The organism is Rossellomorea sp. H136 (assembly GCF_056838065.1).
Genome location: NZ_CM166371.1, coordinates 2,527,515 through 2,546,062 on the forward strand (window position 1 = coordinate 2,527,515; position 18,548 = coordinate 2,546,062).

Annotated in this window: 18 protein-coding genes and 5 pseudogenes; 7 read left to right on the forward strand and 16 right to left on the reverse strand. The window is 35.3% G+C overall.

The genetic code is table 11. The features are described 5' to 3' along the window. The first annotated feature begins 62 nt into the window (after positions 1-62). The 6 genes and pseudogenes from ACYH0O_RS12745 to ACYH0O_RS12770 all read left to right on the forward strand — a co-directional run. A complete protein-coding gene (locus ACYH0O_RS12745; RefSeq protein ID WP_482629014.1) occupies positions 63-554 on the forward strand; it encodes an RrF2 family transcriptional regulator in 492 nt (163 codons plus the stop codon). 426 nt (positions 555-980) lie between these two features. Continuing rightward, positions 981-1,226, forward strand: a pseudogene (locus ACYH0O_RS12750) (recombinase family protein); the annotation flags it as partial. A gap of 107 nt (positions 1,227-1,333) precedes the next feature. After that, positions 1,334-3,458 (forward strand): annotated as a pseudogene (locus ACYH0O_RS12755) (Tn3 family transposase); the annotation flags it as partial. A 145-nt stretch (positions 3,459-3,603) separates the two neighbouring features. Next, entirely contained in the window at positions 3,604-3,747 is a 144-nt protein-coding gene (locus ACYH0O_RS12760) for a hypothetical protein (protein ID WP_482629015.1), read from the forward strand. Positions 3,748-3,953: 206 nt separating this feature from the next. Beyond that, positions 3,954-4,112: an aspartyl-phosphate phosphatase Spo0E family protein gene (locus ACYH0O_RS12765; protein WP_482629016.1), complete on the forward strand. Its 159-nt coding sequence runs from the start codon at positions 3,954-3,956 to the stop codon at positions 4,110-4,112. Between the two features lie 159 nt (positions 4,113-4,271). After that, positions 4,272-4,592: pseudogene (locus tag ACYH0O_RS12770) on the forward strand (Tn3 family transposase); the annotation flags it as partial. Here the strand turns inward: ACYH0O_RS12770 and ACYH0O_RS12775 are convergent. The 6 genes and pseudogenes from ACYH0O_RS12775 to ACYH0O_RS12800 form a co-directional block, all read right to left on the reverse strand. After that, positions 4,557-4,745: a helix-turn-helix domain-containing protein gene (locus ACYH0O_RS12775; RefSeq protein ID WP_482629017.1), complete on the reverse strand. Its 189-nt coding sequence runs from the start codon at positions 4,743-4,745 to the stop codon at positions 4,557-4,559. The pseudogene ACYH0O_RS12770 and the gene ACYH0O_RS12775 sit on opposite strands and share 36 nt — an antisense overlap. 322 nt (positions 4,746-5,067) lie before the next feature. Beyond that, positions 5,068-5,172 carry a hypothetical protein gene (locus ACYH0O_RS12780; protein ID WP_482632562.1) on the reverse strand — a complete coding sequence of 35 codons (105 nt, stop codon included), beginning with the start codon at positions 5,170-5,172 and terminating at the stop codon, positions 5,068-5,070. 501 nt (positions 5,173-5,673) lie between these two features. Beyond that, positions 5,674-6,234, reverse strand: a complete 561-nt coding sequence (locus ACYH0O_RS12785) for an EAL domain-containing protein (RefSeq protein ID WP_482629018.1) — start codon at positions 6,232-6,234, stop codon at positions 5,674-5,676. A gap of 208 nt (positions 6,235-6,442) precedes the next feature. After that, on the reverse strand, positions 6,443-6,604 hold the full coding sequence (locus ACYH0O_RS12790; RefSeq protein ID WP_482629019.1) for a hypothetical protein: 162 nt from the start codon (positions 6,602-6,604) through the stop codon (positions 6,443-6,445). 112 nt (positions 6,605-6,716) lie between these two features. Continuing rightward, a complete protein-coding gene (locus ACYH0O_RS12795) occupies positions 6,717-6,989 on the reverse strand; it encodes a PAS domain S-box protein (RefSeq protein ID WP_482629020.1) in 273 nt (90 codons plus the stop codon). Between the two features lie 353 nt (positions 6,990-7,342). Then, a pseudogene (locus ACYH0O_RS12800) lies at positions 7,343-7,453 on the reverse strand (bacterioferritin-associated ferredoxin); the annotation flags it as partial. A gap of 6 nt (positions 7,454-7,459) precedes the next feature. Between ACYH0O_RS12800 and ACYH0O_RS12805 the strand changes: the two are divergent. Next, positions 7,460-7,990: pseudogene (locus tag ACYH0O_RS12805) on the forward strand (HAD-IC family P-type ATPase); the annotation flags it as partial. A 401-nt stretch (positions 7,991-8,391) separates the two neighbouring features. Here ACYH0O_RS12805 and ACYH0O_RS12810 read toward each other — a convergent pair. From ACYH0O_RS12810 to ACYH0O_RS12855, 10 genes are all read right to left on the reverse strand, one after another. After that, positions 8,392-8,541, reverse strand: coding sequence for a DUF2933 domain-containing protein (locus ACYH0O_RS12810; RefSeq protein WP_482629021.1), 150 nt, complete (start codon positions 8,539-8,541; stop codon positions 8,392-8,394). Between the two features lie 80 nt (positions 8,542-8,621). Next, positions 8,622-8,834, reverse strand: coding sequence for a hypothetical protein (locus ACYH0O_RS12815; protein ID WP_482629022.1), 213 nt, complete (start codon positions 8,832-8,834; stop codon positions 8,622-8,624). 88 nt (positions 8,835-8,922) lie between these two features. After that, on the reverse strand, positions 8,923-9,717 hold the full coding sequence (gene lgt, locus ACYH0O_RS12820; RefSeq protein WP_482629023.1) for a prolipoprotein diacylglyceryl transferase: 795 nt from the start codon (positions 9,715-9,717) through the stop codon (positions 8,923-8,925). Between the two features lie 238 nt (positions 9,718-9,955). Beyond that, positions 9,956-11,860, reverse strand: coding sequence for a copper resistance protein CopC (locus tag ACYH0O_RS12825; RefSeq protein ID WP_482629024.1), 1,905 nt, complete (start codon positions 11,858-11,860; stop codon positions 9,956-9,958). Positions 11,861-12,048: 188 nt separating this feature from the next. Continuing rightward, positions 12,049-12,765 carry a cytochrome c biogenesis CcdA family protein gene (locus ACYH0O_RS12830; protein WP_482629025.1) on the reverse strand — a complete coding sequence of 239 codons (717 nt, stop codon included), beginning with the start codon at positions 12,763-12,765 and terminating at the stop codon, positions 12,049-12,051. Positions 12,766-12,812: 47 nt separating this feature from the next. Next, positions 12,813-13,358 (reverse strand): thiol-disulfide oxidoreductase ResA, encoded by a 546-nt coding sequence (gene resA / locus ACYH0O_RS12835; protein WP_482629026.1) that lies wholly within the window; start codon positions 13,356-13,358, stop codon positions 12,813-12,815. A 9-nt stretch (positions 13,359-13,367) separates the two neighbouring features. Continuing rightward, positions 13,368-14,561: a cytochrome c biogenesis protein CcsA gene (gene ccsA, locus ACYH0O_RS12840; protein ID WP_482629027.1), complete on the reverse strand. Its 1,194-nt coding sequence runs from the start codon at positions 14,559-14,561 to the stop codon at positions 13,368-13,370. Then, positions 14,554-16,182, reverse strand: coding sequence for a cytochrome c biogenesis protein ResB (resB, locus tag ACYH0O_RS12845; RefSeq protein WP_482629028.1), 1,629 nt, complete (start codon positions 16,180-16,182; stop codon positions 14,554-14,556). The genes ccsA and resB overlap by 8 nt, the downstream gene beginning before the upstream one ends. 189 nt (positions 16,183-16,371) lie before the next feature. After that, a complete protein-coding gene (locus ACYH0O_RS12850; RefSeq protein WP_482629029.1) occupies positions 16,372-16,569 on the reverse strand; it encodes an SHOCT domain-containing protein in 198 nt (65 codons plus the stop codon). A 37-nt stretch (positions 16,570-16,606) separates the two neighbouring features. Beyond that, positions 16,607-18,544, reverse strand: a complete 1,938-nt coding sequence (locus ACYH0O_RS12855) for a F510_1955 family glycosylhydrolase (protein WP_482629030.1) — start codon at positions 18,542-18,544, stop codon at positions 16,607-16,609. Positions 18,545-18,548 lie beyond the last annotated feature (4 nt).

Here is an 18,548-nt window from a genome sequence, read left to right on the forward strand (position 1 = left end):
CACTCTAAATACTCCTAAGATACAATTTGGTAACCCTTAAAATCAAAAGCAGGTGAGTTTATATGCAATATAGTGTCGGAGTTGAATATGCTTTACATTGCCTGGTTTATTTAATTGATGTTCCTTCAAAGGAAAGTGTTGGGATAAAGGATTTGGCTGAATTCCAAGGACTTTCTGAGACATTTCTTTCAAAAGTTTTTGGGAAATTATCTAAGGCTGGTATTGTAAGTTCTGTCCCTGGTGTGAAGGGAGGATATAGGTTATCTAAGCCCCCAGAAGATATTTCCTTTTGGGATGTAGTAGAAGCAGTTGAAGGTCCTAAGCCTATTTTTCAATGTAAAAATATTAAGGATAATGGTTATTTGTATAGAGAAAACTGTTGTTCAGCTCCCTCCTCTTGCACCATCAATTTAGTTATGCTCGAAGCAGAAGAAAAAATGCGTGATTACTTGCTTAGTAAAACACTTTCATGGTTGAATGAAGAGCTTGAACGTGTCTTACCCCAAAAAACACGTGAAGATACTCGGAAATATTTTTCGAAGAGCAACATATAAAAAAACCTCTCGTGAAATTCCTAAATTAACAGGAATTTAGAGAGGATTTTTTGATTAGTACAAGGAAACAGCTCGTTCAATTGTCTATCAATACCTAGAACCAATCTTCAACTAACCTGCTCGTTAGTTTAAGTGAATTTCTTCACAATCTTCTCTATATAATTTAAATTAAATACACAATTTTCCTTTTAGTGTTCTTCAACAATCTGGCCCGATTGTTGAACAAAATTAAAAAGTCATTTAATTCATTAGTTATGGATAAGTGACCATAAACGACCGTTTTTGGTTATAAATAGAGAACTTCTTTAAAAGCCTCGAAAACTACTTAAGTTCATAACCAAAAATATAACCAAAAACTAATTACCAATATATCTATCTATTACCCCTTTTTGGTGTAGTTAAGGTATTAAAAAGGGGGAATTCTTGTTGAAATTTGGATATGCACGTGTCAGTACACAAGATCAATCATTATCGTTACAACTTGATGCATTGACTCACTTCGGAGTGGACCAGACTTTTGAAGAAAAAGAATCAGGTAAGAAAAAAAACCGACCACAGTTAGATGAGCTTCTTAAAACTTTACGTAAAGGCGACACGGTGATTGTTTATAAATTAGATCGTATCAGTCGGAGTACCAAACATTTAATTGAACTAATGGAACATTTTGAATCATAGGAAATTCATTTTGTCTCCATACATTAAAACGGCAACAGGGATTGGATCAACAACTTTATATCGTTACTTAGAATAGAAAACGATATCCAGCCTGGAGGTGTAGCATGAGAGGGAAAGAATTACTAACAGAAGATCAAAGAACGGAATTTGTACAAATTCCAGCTGATATGAGCGAAAGTGAACAAGAAACTTATTATACATTTTCACAATATGACCTTGATATTATTAAACGACACAGAAGAGATCATAATCGATTAGGCTTTGCTGTTCAGTTATGTGTTCTACGCTATCCTGGATGGTCCCTTTCAGATGTTGGACCTATTCCAGATTACATAATCAAATTCATAGCTAGACAAATAAATGTTAATCCTAATACATTTTCTTTATATGCCCAACGAGAGCCAACTAAACATGAGCATATGGAAGAAATCCGTCAAGTTTATGGTTATCAAAATTTTTCCCTAAGTAACTATCGAAAGCTAGCTCAGTTTTTGTTGAATCATGCCCTTCAAAATGGAAATTCAATGTATCTTCTTCGTACAGCACAAGAAGAACTACGAAATCAGAAAATAATTCTCCCTGGTATGACTACTATAGAAAGGCTTGTTTGGGAAACTCGTCAACGAGCAGAGGAAAGGATTTTTAAATCATTAACTTATACTCTTTCTAAATGGCAAAAACAAAAATTAGATAAACTTATAGATCCCTTTGTAGACAATAGAAATACCCCATTAGCATGGCTTAAAGAACTTCCCGGCCAATCTTCACCTGAAGCCTTTTTAAAAGTAATAAAGCGCTTAGAATATATTCGAGATTTAAAATTAGAAATAAATTCAGAGCAAATCCATCCCAATCGTTTACTTCAATTATCTCGTATTGGAGCAAGGTATGAACCACACTCATTTCGAAGGTTTAAAGAAAAAAAGAAATATGCAATTCTTGTCGCCTATCTAGTAACACTAAGCCAAGATCTAATTGACCAAGCAATTGAAATTCATGATCGCCAAATGATGATCTTGCAATCAAAAGGACGTAAAACACAAGAGGAAATGCAAAAAGAAAATGGAAAAGCAGTGAATTAAAAAGTCGTACACTTTGCAGATATTGGTGCAGCACTTATCCAAGCACGAAATGAAGGGCTTGATCCATTTAATGCTATTGAAATGATTATGCCGTGGGATAAAATTGTTTCTTCCGTCGAAGAAGCCCAAAAATTAGCCCGACCGATGGATTACGATTATCTAGATTTGTTAGGAAATCGGTTTTCTTATCTAAGAAAATATACTCCTACTTTTCTTAAATCTTTTGAATTTCGTTCTACACAAGGTACAAAGCCATTATTGCAAGCCTTAAAGACGCTAAATGAAATGAATGAATCTGGTAAAAGAAAAATTCCAAATGATGCACCGGTAGATTTTATTCCTAAACGTTGGAAGAAGCATGTTTATGGTGATGATGGAATAATTAACCGACATTATGCGATGGCTGCACTAACAGAGTTGAAAAATCATACTCGTTCAGGCGACATATCCGTAGTCGGTAGTAGACTTCATAAAGATTTTGAAGAGTATCTTGTTTCTAAAGAAGATTGGACAACAACTCGTCTTACGGAAACTAAATTAGCCGTTCGTTCATCGGCAGATGAATATCTTGAGGAAAGAAGAAAGTCACTAGCTCAACGCCTTACATGGGTTTCAAATAATCTTGTTTCTCTAGAAGGAGTAAATATCGAAAAGGCTAAGATCCGAGTGGACCGATTGGAGAAGAATATACCCGAAGAAGCGAGAGCTTTTAGCCTGTCTTTATATAATATGTTGCCGAGAATAAAGCTCACTGATCTTTTAATGGAGGTAGCACACTGGACAGGATTTGACGAAATGTTGATACATGCCTCAACCAATCGACCACCAAAGGGAGAGGAAAAAGGAGTTCTCATGGCTGCTCTCATGGCGATGGGAACTAACATAGGACTTACTAAAATGGCAGAAGCGACACCAGGAGTTACCTATCATCAAATGGCTAATGCAGCGCAATGGCGTTTATTCGATGATGCTATAAGTCGTGCAAGCGACATTAGTGAATTTTCAACATAAGCTTAAACTAGCTTCCTATTGGGGAGATGGAAGTACCTCTTCCTCTGATGGAATGCGCGTACAGGTTGGTGTTTCATCGTTACATGCCGATTCCAATCCACACTATGGGTCTGGAAAAGGAGCAACCATTTATCGATAAAAAAATAGATATGGCTGTATTTAAACGTAACGGATAAAAGCTTCGCAACAGAAACAAATAATTGAGTAATACTGCTGATTATTTTGCTACATGGGGTGGGTCTTGTAAGTTATCTATATATTTCATAGAAGCCGCCAGAACTATGGTACTCGTACCAGACTTAGGCTTATCAATTGGACTAGTTCATTCTCATCAAATGAAAATGGAAGAGCTACTAGAAGGGGCAGACAAGCTTCTCTACCATTCGAAAAAATCAGGTGGAAGAAAAATTACGAAGGCGGAATAATCTTCTAAATAAACGTAACGGTATCCTCATAAATGTGAAATAGTTAACAATATTCATTCCAATATTTCTACAGTTAAATCAAAAATAATGTGAACATTATGAGATAAAATGCGCATATTCGGTGTAAAAATGGTAAAACAGTGAGGTGAACGGTTATCGAGAAGAAATACAGTGATTCGATAGTACCTCTTTACTTTTTGAGGTATATGATTGAGGTAAAACGGGGAGAATTGACAAAATTATTCAACGTAGATAAGGAACTTCAAAAATCTACCATTCTAAAATTGAGTCAAGAACTTGACCAATTAATCAATCAATATTTGAAGTACATGAGGAGTCATCAAAGTGAAAATGATGATTCATGAAGTTAAGAAAAGGGATCGAACACAATGCTCGGTCCCTTGTTTTTATTTAAAATGGGGTCCTACCAACAAAACGCGGAAAACATACGCTAAGCAAATTTCGACATGAAGAAAGCCGATTTTTCCTACGCTAAGGAATCATCGGCTTTTAGTATTATTGAGTTAGCAAGAGCCTTATTCTTTGGAAAACGAGGTGAGCTAAGAGAACGAGGAATACAAGACCAACTACAACGTGCAAGTGCTTTAAATATTCTAATAAACGCTATTAGCGTATGGAATACCGTTTATCTTACAGAAGCAACAAAATTATTGAAGGAAAAGGGGAATTTGAGAGAAGATTTACTTAAACATATTTCTCCGTTAGGATGGGAACACATTAATTTTCTTGGTGAATACAACTTTGATGCAAGTAAAGTAGCAAGTTTACATTCACTACGCCCTCTTGTGCTATTTCTTAACAAATACCCCGTAAAATTCAGCTAGCTTCTCTAAATTACTTCTCTTTGGTAAATTGATATTCCGTTCATAACAACTTATAATGCGAAAAGACAACCCTGTAGATTCAGCTACATGCTTTTGTGTCAGTCTTTTCTTAAGTCTAAGCATTTTTAAGTTCATTCCAATGCTGCCGTACATATAATCCCCCAATCGTAATTTTGGATTCAAGAACAGAATTTTTAATCATAAAAAAATCCCCTCTCTAATAGACAGATTAATATGCTTTCTGTTTTCTGCCTAATATGAGGGGAACGTATCAACTCGAGGTAGGATCCACATTGTTTTAAGGATTCAATGGCCATTCTCTCAATTGTTATCTAGCAGCAAACTATACATATACGACCCTTAATCATACAAACATTCTGACACTGCGGGCACTGTAAATAGGCCAAATTAGCAGCCTCTCCTTAGATTTTTAACCAGTACATCCCTGGGGAGGGGAGTGGATTAGTTTGCGGTCCTACAACTCCTTCTTCTCCCAAGTTGTCATAATCATAGCAGCAAAAGTGAATGCTATTCTTAATATCCTTTGTAATAAAGAAATGGAGGCAGTTTTCTCATCAATTACATCTTGTTTTCCTCAAACCTTTCTTTTGCTATAGCTGTCGAAATACTGCTCATGATTTTTTACACTCTTTTGATTGTTCGTTTAATAGAAGCACTTAAAATTTATCTTGATGTTTATCGGTGGTTATCCAATTTATCTCTTCTGAAGTATACCCAGAGTTCTGCTTTGTTAAAAGAGTTTGAACGAGTAAATACACTCGAAGTTGATTCATGTAGATGTCTTTTTAATTTAACGATTCGAACTAATAAAAATGGCTTCTTTATATCTCTGATTTAAATTGTAAAATTATATCCAGACGTACATGGAGTTCCAGAGTTGAAAAGAATTTGATACCTCCGAGACCTATATCTTCGATTAATACTTCCACTTTACTTAGTTTCACGTTTTGCCCTCTAACAGTTATTAATGACATTTGAGAACTTAATGGGGATTTTTAGGTTAATTCAATCATATTATTTATATTTAATTACCATAGTAATATTAAGTAATTCTGTTGGTTCAAGTATTCCCCTTTTTTAATAGTTTTTCAAATTCTGCCTTTGGTAATGGTTTGCTGAACCAGTAACCCTGCACTTCATCACACCTTTCTTGTTTTAAAAAGGTGAGTTGCTCAATTGTCTCTACGCCTTCTGCAACAACCCTAATTTTCAATGCTTTTGTTAGGGATATAAACGACTTAAGGATTATATTACCACGATGATTTGAAATATTTTGGACAAATGTTTTATCAATTTTAATGGTATATATTGGAAATTCTTTTAAATGAGTTAATGATGAATACCCAGTACCAAAATCGTCTAAGGCATCCCTTATGCCAACTTCTTGAAGTAAATAAAATGCGCTCTTTACAGTATCATTAGTTTGAAGTAAGGCTGTTTCTGTAATTTCAAATTCTAAGAATGAAGGAACAATATTTGTTTCTTTTAATACGCTAAAAACATTTGTTGTCCAATCATCTCGTGAAATTACTTTAGGCGATTTGTTAATTGAAATGGGAACAAATGGTGATCCCCTTTGTTCCCACTCTTTTATATAATGACATACCTGTTTAGCACCCAATCCTCAATCTCTATAATTGAGCCATTTTCCCCGTATTTGTATCTACTCTAGGTTGAAAATAGACAAGAAACTGGTTGGCTTTAATGGCTTTTCTTAAATCTCTTTCTAAACTTAATATTTTATTTGAATTTAAATTTATAAATGAGGAATTAATTTGGAAATTATTTTTCCCAATTACTTTTGGACGATTTAAAGCAACCTCAGAATTTTAAATTAATTTTTCTGTGGTGTCTCCTTCGGCTGGAATACGTCCTGTTACTTTCTCGATACCCGGTGGACTCAATAAAAAGCTATTTTTTTGCAAATCGAATGACCAAGTTCCCACTTCTGGATTATTAAAAATATTTTTAAAGTTTTTCGGAAATTCCAAATCTTTTATCTTTATGTTTGATTCTTTTTACTTTGAATGTGATCACTGATTATCCTTGATAACCCGAAAATTCCGGTCACTTGCTGGTTATTGTTTAAAATTGGTATGTATTTCACATCTGCAGCAATATGTTGACCATTTTTATTAATAAGAGTCGCTGAATAATTTTGGCAATCCCCTTTAAAGCTTCTTGTTGAAAGTTATTACTTTTATCTTGGAAATTTTCATCAAAGTATTTTTGGAAGTTTCCGGTAAGTTTTTTATCTTCATTACCAAAGATTCTTTTAAACGATTTATTGTAATCAATTAAATTTCCTTCTAAATCTAATGTGAAAACAGCATCTGGATGATTGTCGTATAAAGCAATAAATGAAGTATTTCCCATTTTTACCCCCTGGTTTGAACCATTGATACCGTAAATATCTCATCCCAATTCGTCTAATGTTGTACATTGCAGAAATGACACCAATCGCAACTGTAAAAAGTTAAACGACCTAATATCCCACATACTAATCCTATAAGAATACAATGATTTAGTGCATTGGTGAGTAAAATACGGGGTTTTGTCTCCCTCTCTAACAAGTACATTGCTGGACAGCTGTAGAACCTTTTTGTGCTTTCTCAGGTAAACTTCTTTACTGATTGGGGTACCACCAACATTTTGACATAAAACCCACGCTAAGTAAATTTCAACATAAAATAAGCCGATGATTCCTACGCTAAGGAATCATCGGCTTTTTAGTCATTATTTTGTCTTGTCATTTTATTTATAAAACCAGTTACATTACCAAGACAACAAGAACCTTGAGGGTTGTTTACTTCGCATCCACATCGATTTGCCATTATGTGCATTGAGAAACATCAGCATTGGCGATACAACGGTTAAAGGAACTAGACCTTGAAGTTATTATGATTCCTGGAGATAACCGCCGTACAGCTGAAGCCATTGCTAATCAGGTAGGTGTAAATCGAGTTTTAGCCGAGGTATTGCCAGAAGATAAATCTGCTGAAGTGGAAAAGTTGAAAAAAGAAGGTAAGATTGTAGCGATGGTAGGAGACGGGATTAATGATGCTCCGGCCCTTTTGGCTGCTCACATTGGTATCTCCATTGGCACCGGAACGGATGTAGCGATTGAAGCGGCGGATGTTACTTTAATGCGAGGCGACTTGACGGGAATCGTCGATACCATCCGTCTTTCCAAAGCGACGATGCGTAAAATCCGTCAAAACCTATTCTGGGCGTTCGCATATAATGCCCTTTTAATTCCTGTTGCCGCGTTCGGACTTTTGAATCCGATACTTGCCGGTGGAGCAATGGCTTTTAGTTCAGTGTCTGTTGTTACGAATACCCTTTTCTTACGCCGTTGGAAATCTGTGAACACATAATTAGTAGGATATAAACGATTTTTATGTTTTATTAGCGTTAAAAGGAAAAACATCTGCAATATAGGGGGCGCTCAAACCAAACTTCAATCGAAAATGGGCTTACTGGTATCCTTAACCCTTCTTTTGGATAGGTTTGTTGTTAGGTAGAATCAGCAAAACCTGATGATACTAGTATCAGAAATTGAATTAAAAATGAAGATATGTGAATAAAGTAAAAATATTACGAAAAAACAACAAAAACCTCCTCCTGAAACATAAAGGGGTTAAATATGAAAAGGCAACCAGATTTCGGTTGCCTTTTAGGATATGATTTTTTGATTAGTATCCTTATTAGAAATAGAGGGTACATTTGCTTGTTTAAATGATTTCATTTCATCCATTAGCTTCATATTTTGCTCCTGTCAATTTCGAACTTGCATTTGTAATGATTTCATCTCGCCAGTTGAATTATTTACTTGTTTTGAATGACAGTCCTTTTTACCTCCAGTAAACATCCCCTTCATGCAGAACAACATCATTAAAGGACAAAGTAAGTATAATAACCATTCCATAGTTTTTCTCCTCTCATCAAATATAACGAAAGACCTTCACAAAGAAGGTCTTTCCACAACATCTTAAAATAAGGAGTCTTTTACTTCTCCATCATAGAAGATTCCATAAAATTCCCGCAAGCTTTCATCATTTTTTGCCCTTCTGGAGAATTCATTGCTTCCATCATATTTTCCATCCCACTGCCATTCATCATGTCTGAATTATTTTCTGGTGTTTCCGCAAAAGTAAACTGGCCAATGACCAGCAATGATGCTAAAGCGAACGATGAAACAAATGCAATTTTCTTTTTCACCAAGATCACCTCCTTTTTGTTTATTCAAAGCAATTATAGATAATAAGATTGAAGAAAGTATGGAGAATACACCTTTTTCTCATATGACTCATTGAGTATGCTGCACTGCTTTTCTTCGATAAACTAAGATTAGTAAACTACAAATAACTAACACAATTGAAATAAATTGCGCCATTCTTAATGTCTCCGTTAACATCAGACTATCTGTTCGCATCCCTTCAACAAAGAAACGCCCAATAGAATACCAGATAATATAGCTTAAAAACAACTCACCATGACGAAGGTTTATTCTACGCAACATTATTAAAACGATAAATCCAACTATATTCCAAATTGATTCGTATAAAAAAGTAGGGTGGTAATATTGTCCGTTAATAAACATTTGATTAATAATCAAATCCGGTAACTGTAAGTTCTCAAGAAAGCCTCTAGTTACAGGCCCACCATGTGCTTCTTGATTCATAAAGTTTCCCCATCGGCCTATTGCTTGCCCTAAAATAATGCTAGGAGCTAAAATATCAGCTAACTTCCAAAATGAAACACCTCTTTTTTTAGCAAATACAATAGCAGTGATGGTAGCTCCAATAAGCGCTCCATGGATGGCAATACCACCTTCCCAGATAGCTATCATTTCACCTAGATTATTGGAGTAGTATTCCCATTTAAAAATGACATAATATAGCCTTGCACTAATAAGAGCAATTGGAATAGCCCACATAATTAAATCTATAATAATATCATAATGAAATCCTGAACGCTTTGCCTCTTTTGTGGCTAAATAAAGTCCAAGAACAATACCAAAAGCGAAAATGATGCCATACCAATAAACTGTTATGGGTCCAATTTCGAATGCTATTCGATCAATTGGTTGAATTATGCCCATCAGGCACCTCCTATGTTTTATTTATTTTAAAGAGTACATGAAAAGTTTGGAGAAAGTATGGAGAAAACAAGGAAGAAATACTGATTAAAAATATAAGTAAGAACTGAACATCTCTGGTCTTTTTAACTTGGAATTTTTAATTTTTAGTCATAAAAAGGGGAGAAAAAAGTTCTCCCCTTTAGTCAGTTTACTTGTTACACATTTTTCATTCATTTATATTGAAGCAATACAAAAAGATTTATTCATTAAATCTTAATTCGCCAGGAACAACAACATTGTACAGGAACCTTTTTTTAGTACCATCCTGATAGAAAGCTATAACTTCCATACTCATGGTCCCAGATGCATGCAACAAGTTTCCAGTTATTTTAAATGTGTCCTCGTCTAATTTGAAAGCGTTATATTCAACATTATACGTTGGTGGCATGGACAGGTTCACTTTTACATCTTTAACATTCTTACTAGTAAAATCCATTGTTAAAACGTTTAATCCAGGTGTCAAAGGTGAAAAACCGACCTTCAATTCATCTCCACCATCCACAATGGTTTGAGGATAGACTCCTTGTTCAGCAGCACTAGGGGTTGAAACAACCAATAAGGAAGCAAGCAATAAAATAATTGCACTATAGATGAGCTCAACTCTTACTCGTTGCATTATGAGACGTAAAGTGCTTTCCATCCATTTTTTAAGAGATCTTCTTTGGAAAAAACCAATCATCACAACTAGCATAGTCACGATTATCTTAAGAATTATAATCTTTCCCCACTCACTTTCAATGAAACTACTGGCAGAAAATGAAGGTACATACTGAAAAGTCATGATAATTCCCGTCACGATAATTATGACTAAACTTGAAAAAGCCCATTTAGAAAACTTCGGAATGACCTCTGTTATCCACTTCTTCATATCGTCTTTTTTGGGAAGGATAATCAAAGCAAACAGCCCGCCTATCCAAAGAGCTGCTCCAAGTAGATGGAGAGCATTAATCCCCATCGTGACATAACCACCATATCGAGGGTAAGCAGCATGTCCAACGACAAAGGGCATCAATAACACTGGGATGCTATAAAAGTACGTTTGATATTTATTAATTAAGTATCCGAGTACAAGAAACAGAATTTGTAGTAATGGAATCCAAGTAAATTTCAACTTCAGAAATTCCTCAATTGAAAGACCTTGTAATTCTCCTTTTTGAAGCAGAAGAATAATAACTTCTCCGGCTACTACAATAGATAAGATTATAGAAGAGATCTTCCTCCACTTTACATTCTTTTTCTCCTTTGCAATAAACTGCAGAAAGAAAGATCCTCCAAATAATATCGAAAGTCCAGTGAATACAAACCAATATCCTACCTGTTTTAAACTAAAGTTTTGGATTGAAAAGGATTTAGTTGACTCTCCTATATTTGATTGCTGTATTGGAGAGAACTCATCAACAGCAAAATAGAATACGTTTACTATATCGGGTTGACTCACATCAGCATCAATTGGTCTTGCGTACCAAGTTACTTGATATGTACCTGAATGAAGAGCTTCCTCAATTGGTATAGTAAGATGACTTGGATTACTAGGATCGACCTCAGGAGTACCTAAACGTATAGATTGCTGTTTATCATCAAATACACCTATTGCTGTAATTTCAGCTGGTTTATTGAACCAGAGATCAATCTGTTTAATTGTTTGATTGGTGATTTCACCATCTACTGGGGAATATTTCAAGACTTTTAGTCTGTCTTCTCCCAAAATTCCTTCATCATTTGTCATTTGAAATTTTATTCTTTCTTTCATTACAAATCCATCTAATGCAATTACATTTATCTCAGCAATATATAATCCTGAAGGTAATTCTTCTGGTAAAGCACCTATAATATGAGTTTTATCGTTCGGATCAATAAACGCTTTACCCATATCAATGTAGTTTCCGTTGTTATCCTTAACCTTAATTGACTCTGAGTGCAGGACGACTGGGTCTTGAAACCATACCTCAATCGTTTCTGGACTAGTGTTTAGCTTTTCTCCTTCTTTAGGGTAAGTTTTCTCAAGACTCGAATGAGCTAGACCAGTCAGTGGTGGATAAATAGAAATAATAACTAATAATAGAATTAATATTTTCTTTAGTCCTCTATAGTAGGATGATGCCATAACTATTTCCCCTTACACTTAATGAGTTTGGATGTTTCCATTGATGATATTGATATCCTTATCTTTAGGTTTTTGATTATTCTCGGTAAAAATATTAACAAACATGTTTATAAGAATGAAGATAATAATAATTACTATCAACCAGGTTGACTTACTGATCTTCATATAACTCTCCTTCAATTAATTCATTAAAACCCAGTAAATCCGTCAAAGAAACGGCTAGATAGAAATGATGTAACCTTTGTCATCCAATCTAACATTAAGAACACACCCATCATTATCATAAAGTAACCTCCAACCTTTATAACTATGAGGTTGTACTTCTTTATCCTTTTTAGTTTCCCAATAAAAAAAGCCATGACAAGAAAAGGTAAAGAAAAACCTAGAGAATACATCAACATATAGAATAAAGCCTGGTTTGGGTTCGTCACTCCTAAAGCAATGACAGAAGCTAAAATCGGGCCCGTACACGGAGTCCATCCCGCAGCAAAACCTACACCTATTAAGCTTGACCCCATATATCCAGTTGGCCTATTTCTAAAAGATAATACCTTCATATCTTTCATCAGAACAGAAGGTTTTATAATTCCAATTGTCACAAGACCAAAAAATATAATTAAAAGAGCCCCAACTTGTCTGATCAAGTCATCATATTGAAGAAAAAAGGTTCCAATAAAAGATGTCGAGAACCCAATGGCCACGAATATTAATGTGAAACCTAACAAAAAGAAGATCGTATGAAGGATAGCCCTTCTTCTAACCATATTGCTGTTGTTTTCTTTTAATTCCTCAACAGAAATTCCTGTAATATAAGATAAAAATGCTGGATATAAAGGCAAACAACATGGAGAGATGAATGATAATACACCCGCCCCGAATGCAAAAAGGGCATTTACATCGGTCATAGGATATACGACTCCTTCCCATAGAAAAAGGGAGTAGGTTACTCCCTTCACTCTTTATATTTTTCAGGCATAATAGAATTCATGTAATTTTTAATTGTTTCTTCTGATAAACTAGCTGTTACTCTTTCTACCACTTTCCCGTCTTCATCAATTAGGAATGTTACTGGAATGGGCCCCACTCCATAAGAATCTAACACTTCCTGATTTTGATCTAAGAGTATAGGAAATGTAAGGCCATACCGTTTCGCAAATTTTTCAACCGTTACTTTAGGTTCCCCCACATCTATAGCTAATATCGTTACTCCTTTATCTTTAAATTCTTCATATTGGTTTTGCATATAGGGCATTTCCTCTTTACATGGGGGACAATACGTTGCCCAAAAATTCAAAAAAACCCCTTGTCCTTTAAAGTCACTTAATTTGACGGTCTCTCCCTCCAAAGTTTCTAACTGGAAGTCTGGAGCTTGATCCCCCGCCTGAATCACTCCGCTATTACTGTTTGTTATATTTTGATAGAGCACATATCCAATCAAAGTAGTAAAGATAGACAACATGCTTATCCTTATAACTAATCTTCTTTTCTTTTTATCCATAAAAACCTCCTAAGCATATGAATGCAAACCAGCGATGACGAGATTCACAACAACTAAGTTAAACATTATAATAACGAAACCTAAAACGGTGAGCCATGCAGACTTTTGCCCTTCCCATCCTTTAGATAATCTAAGATGAAGATACGCTGCGTAGAATAGGAATGTTATTAGTGCCCAAACTTCTTTTGGGTCCCATCCCCAAAATCTTGACCATGCTTCTTGGGCCCAGATCATAGCAAATATAAGTGCTCCTAAGGTGAATACCGGGAATCCAATCATGACAGATCGATAGCTGATTTCATCTAGTTGCTCAGGGCGGATATTCTCTAACCACGGCTGAACTTTTGCACCAATTCTTTTCAGCAATAATAGCCTTAGCATTAAATAAAGAACTCCCCCAGCTAGAAGAGACCATACTAAAGTGTTTAATTTACGTGGGGCTTGGCTCCCATTCATCCAAGATGGTGCTTCTACTATTGGATTGAATGAAGGCGTTGTATTTACCACTTCCCCATTTGGCGGTCCTACAATAGCCGGTAATTGATAAACCAATTCTTCTTCTTGCTGCGTTTCACTTACCCATTTAAAAGTAGTTTCAAATTCCATAGCGGTGAAGGTATAAGAGATTATTGCAAAAGCGAGAGTGCTTAAAATCGAATAGAAGACAAACTCAATTCCAAATGTTCCCTTACTTCTTTTTGATTGATCAACAACTCGTAACAAATAAATAAAACCGGCTACAAAACTAAGTGCAAGTATCCCCTCACCAAGCGCCGCTGTCGTTACATGTATTTTTAGCCAGTAACTTTGCAAAGAAGGAACTAAAGGTGAAGCTTTTTTTGAAAAGACACTAGCGTATGCAATGACTGATAGAGCGGTCGGTAAACTAAGTAGACCCATAACATTTGTTTTATATATGAAATAAATGATTACATGGGCTAATACAATCATCATTCCAAAAAATGTTGTAAACTCAAACATGTTACTTACCGGAACATGCCCAATGGCAATCCATCTAGTCACAAAATAACCTAGTTGAAGGGAAAGACCGAAGAGTGAAAGTACTAAAGAAATAGTTCCCCCTCTTCTTGTTCTTGAACTAGCCTTTTTACTTTTGGAGGATAGTGATCCCAAAATGAAAATTGTTGCAATTAAATAGGTGAAAAATGCTCCACCCAATAAGTAATTACTTATATCAATCATCTGTTCCCTCTCCTTTTTCTTCAACTTGATCGACAGGTACACGGAGGCATGAATTTCCTACAGCATACTCAATATCTTTTTTTATTCCGTACCAATTTTTATTCGTATGTGCTGCAATCAACACTTCATTTTCATTCACTTGAACCCAAACTCGACGGTGGTTCCAATACAACCCCTGGATTAATCCAATCATAAAGATAAAGCCGCCAATCCCCAATATCCACAACGTATGATCCTTCCTTATGGTCAAACCAGTCAGGCTCCTAACATCCAATGCTGAGAAAGTCATTTTATATTGATTTTCTCCTAACGGCTCTAAGTTTTGTTGAATTGCCACAAAACTAGTTTCTCCCTCTGGGGTATCGGGGGTATACATCTTAAAGATGAACGCTGGATTATTAGGAAGGTTAGATTTTGTTATTGGCCCTTCATCAGAGTCATACTCAAAGTCAGGGAAATAGTCTAGCACTTCAACACTGTACCCATTCCCTAGGTCAAATTGAGTTTTAGGGTTTAATAAATCTAATTCGATTTCACCAAATGTCTCCCCGCTTTCCTTCTCTTCTAATTTAATCGTCATCTTATGGAACTCCCCTTGCTTGTAACTTGTTTGATAAAGGGAAAATCCGTCAATTTTCATGGGATTATTAACAGTAATAGAACCTTCCTTAACTTGAACTAATTCTGGCTTAGCCCCTGCTATTCCTTGGTTTATATTTTCATAAAGAACTGCATTTGTTTGATAAGTCTTAGGTATTGTATTTCCTACTTCTTCTATTGTTTCTTTGAATTTTTTATCTTTCTCTCCGTAAGTTTCGAAGATGAATTTCTCGTTTTTAATGTAGTACTGTCTGTCCGTACCTGGTACAGTTTCCGTTTCTCCATCACGGACCCACAGAATTTCATCTACATACATACCTGGAAAAAAGCGTAACATGGCTCCGATCAGTACAATGATTAGTCCTAAATGGTTCACATAAGGCCCCCATCGTGAAAACCGACCTTTTTCTGCTAAAATATTTCCATTTTCTTCACGAACGATATAACGTTTTTCTTTAAGACGTTCCGAAACTTTATCTACTGATTCTTGGCTGTCGGAAAGAATTGTAATGCCGAAAATTCTTTGTCTTTTAAGAAAGCTATCGTGCCTTGTCACCCGTTGTTTTTTTAGTGCTCGGTATAAAGGAACAACTCGGTCTAGGCTAGCAATGATTAAAGATAACCCCATTGATGCTAGCAACAACATGTACCACCAAGAACCATATATATTATGGAAACCTAAACTATAAAATAAAAAACCTATAGTTCCATATTGCTCTCGATAAAAATCTTCCGGAGTTATATTTTGTGGAATATACATTTCTTGTGGTAAAAATGTTCCTATAGCAGAGGCAACAAGTGTTAAAAAAATGATCCAAATTCCTATCTTTACAGAAGAAAAGAAATTCCATATCTTATCGACTATTGTTCTTTGACTGGTTTTCGATCTCCTGGCTACCCCCTCATAGCGCATATTTAATAACTTCTGACCCTCTATAAGCTGAATTGGCTTCCCACAAGCTTCACAAAATTCTGTTCCAGTTTTATTTAGATGCCCACATTCACATTTAACATTACTCACTAATAATTCAACCCTTCATTGAGAACTTATCAATCACACTGGTTTAACTATAAAAGATAAATGTGTAGAAAATATGGAGATTGAATCCACAGAAAAAGGAACTGATTTTAAGCTCTCTTGTCGAGTAAAAATCAGTTCCTTACTTATTTATGATTTAATTGTAAATTACATTGCCAGTAGGATTATCTTTCATTTCAAAAGTTCTCTTTTCTCTTCATATTCTTCCCTTGAGATATCTCCACGTGCAAAGCGTTCTTTCAAAATGGTTAGACCTTTATTTGACTTGCTTTCAAACGGCTTCATTATTAACAGGATAAATCCATAAATCGCAAAACCGATTATAACAATCCAAAGTAACATATTTAACATTATTCCGATACCCATCATTATAAATATCCCCCCTCTCATGTTTTAATAGGTGAGACTAAGGCACTTCAACTACAAACGGAACCGTCACAATTTTCCCCTTATGATTAAATTGTCCCCAAATCTTATATACACCAGGTTCCGGGAATACCGTCATAAATGTAGCTTCTGGACCACTTATTTCATTATTCATAGGATGACTGTGAACGTATTGTTCACCATCCTCACTCACAATGACAACATGACCGATTGCTCCTAGGTATGGCTTCAAATCATTTATAGACTCTCCTGTTTGATCATCCTTAAGTGTGAAGGTCATCGTCATGTCTTTATTTGACTGGATTTGGTCTTCGAAAGACAATGATATCCTTCTGCCATCAATTACTTTTGTTAATGATTCATCAACTATTACTGCTTCTCTGTTACTCTTTCCATCAATATCAATCCATTTTGTGACAGTGGACGTATCTTGTCCACTTGGAACAACGTCAGCTATTAGTTTGTAACGTCCACCTTGTGGAAAACTGGTACTCACCTTAAATAGTCCATTCCCTTTAAATTCTGGATGGATATGTTGAAAAATTGATAAATCTTCACTAACAATAATTAAATGCATTAACTTTTCATGTTCAATATCAAATTTATCAATCGGTTCACCTGATGAGTCTTTGATATTTATTTGCAATGTTTGCTTATTGCCAACAATAGGTTCATGATCAAACTCCCACGAAACATCTAATCGATCTTTCTCATTATTGTTACTTCCATGATCAGAAAGCTTCCCTTGAGAATGTTGACTTTCTGTTTGGGATTTAGATACTTTAATATTAATCGAAGACCCTACCCCTTTTTTAGCGATTTTCGCCCAATTTTCCCCCATATCACTTGTTGAGAAGATATCTTTTTTGAACGTTGAAATAACAATGTGTTGTTCATTTTGTGGATTTATAGCGATATAGCCAATTGCATCATCCTCTTCTAGTGATGGTATTTGTAGACTGGTTTTTTCTCCACTTTCAATATTTATTTGATTTAATTCCACATCACTAGAAACACTTCCAGCATAAAGCTTACCTTGATTTGAAAAGGATAATGCCGAAGTTGGAACATCAGATAATTCTTCAAATGTATCACCGAAATCTTTAGATAAGAAGATCCCTTGGTTTGTTGCTATAGCTACAATTTCTTCTTTATTGGGATGTACAGCAATGGCCGACACTTGACCTTTAATGCCTTTCATACCACTTTTATTCCAGGTTTTAGTATCATCTAAAGAATAGTAAATGCCTGTATCGACCATCTGGGAGTTTTCTTTGGGATTAAATACGTAAATTGCATGATTGTTGTACCCTACATCCATTCCGTGAAAATCTATTTCACCATATAAGCCTAAAGTTTTTAAATCCTCCCCCATATTGGTACTTCTAACAATACCAAATGGATTCTTCATGGATGAGTCAGGGGCTGGGTGACCACTGCTGTAAAATCCATCATCCACCATGGAAAAGCCCATATAGTCATGTTTTTCTCCGGAAGCCTCTGACCATTGACCATTACTAAATACTTTTAACCCATCATGAGCAGGGACATATATTTCAGATCCATCTTTGGTAAAGCCCAAGCCATGTATATGCATTAACTCAACAGAACTCTCATTCACATTATCCTTAGTGAAAAACGTAGCAGCTCCAGTGATTAAAAGGACAACAATAGCTATGACGGAAACCCATTGGCTTACTTTCATCCATTTTTGAAATTGTTTGCTTTTCACTTGGCCCTCTTTTGTTTTTACATTCATTGACTTTCGCTTTTGATTTAGTATTATTACTATGATAATAGCAATGGCAGCCATTACACCCGCAGCTATCATACTGTAGTCTATAAATGAAAACCTTGCTGTTTCTTGGTGTTCTTCTCCCTCATGTGCAAACGATTGAATAGGAAATGTCATCATTAATATAAATATCGATAATAAAATTGATTTAATATTTTTCAAAGCC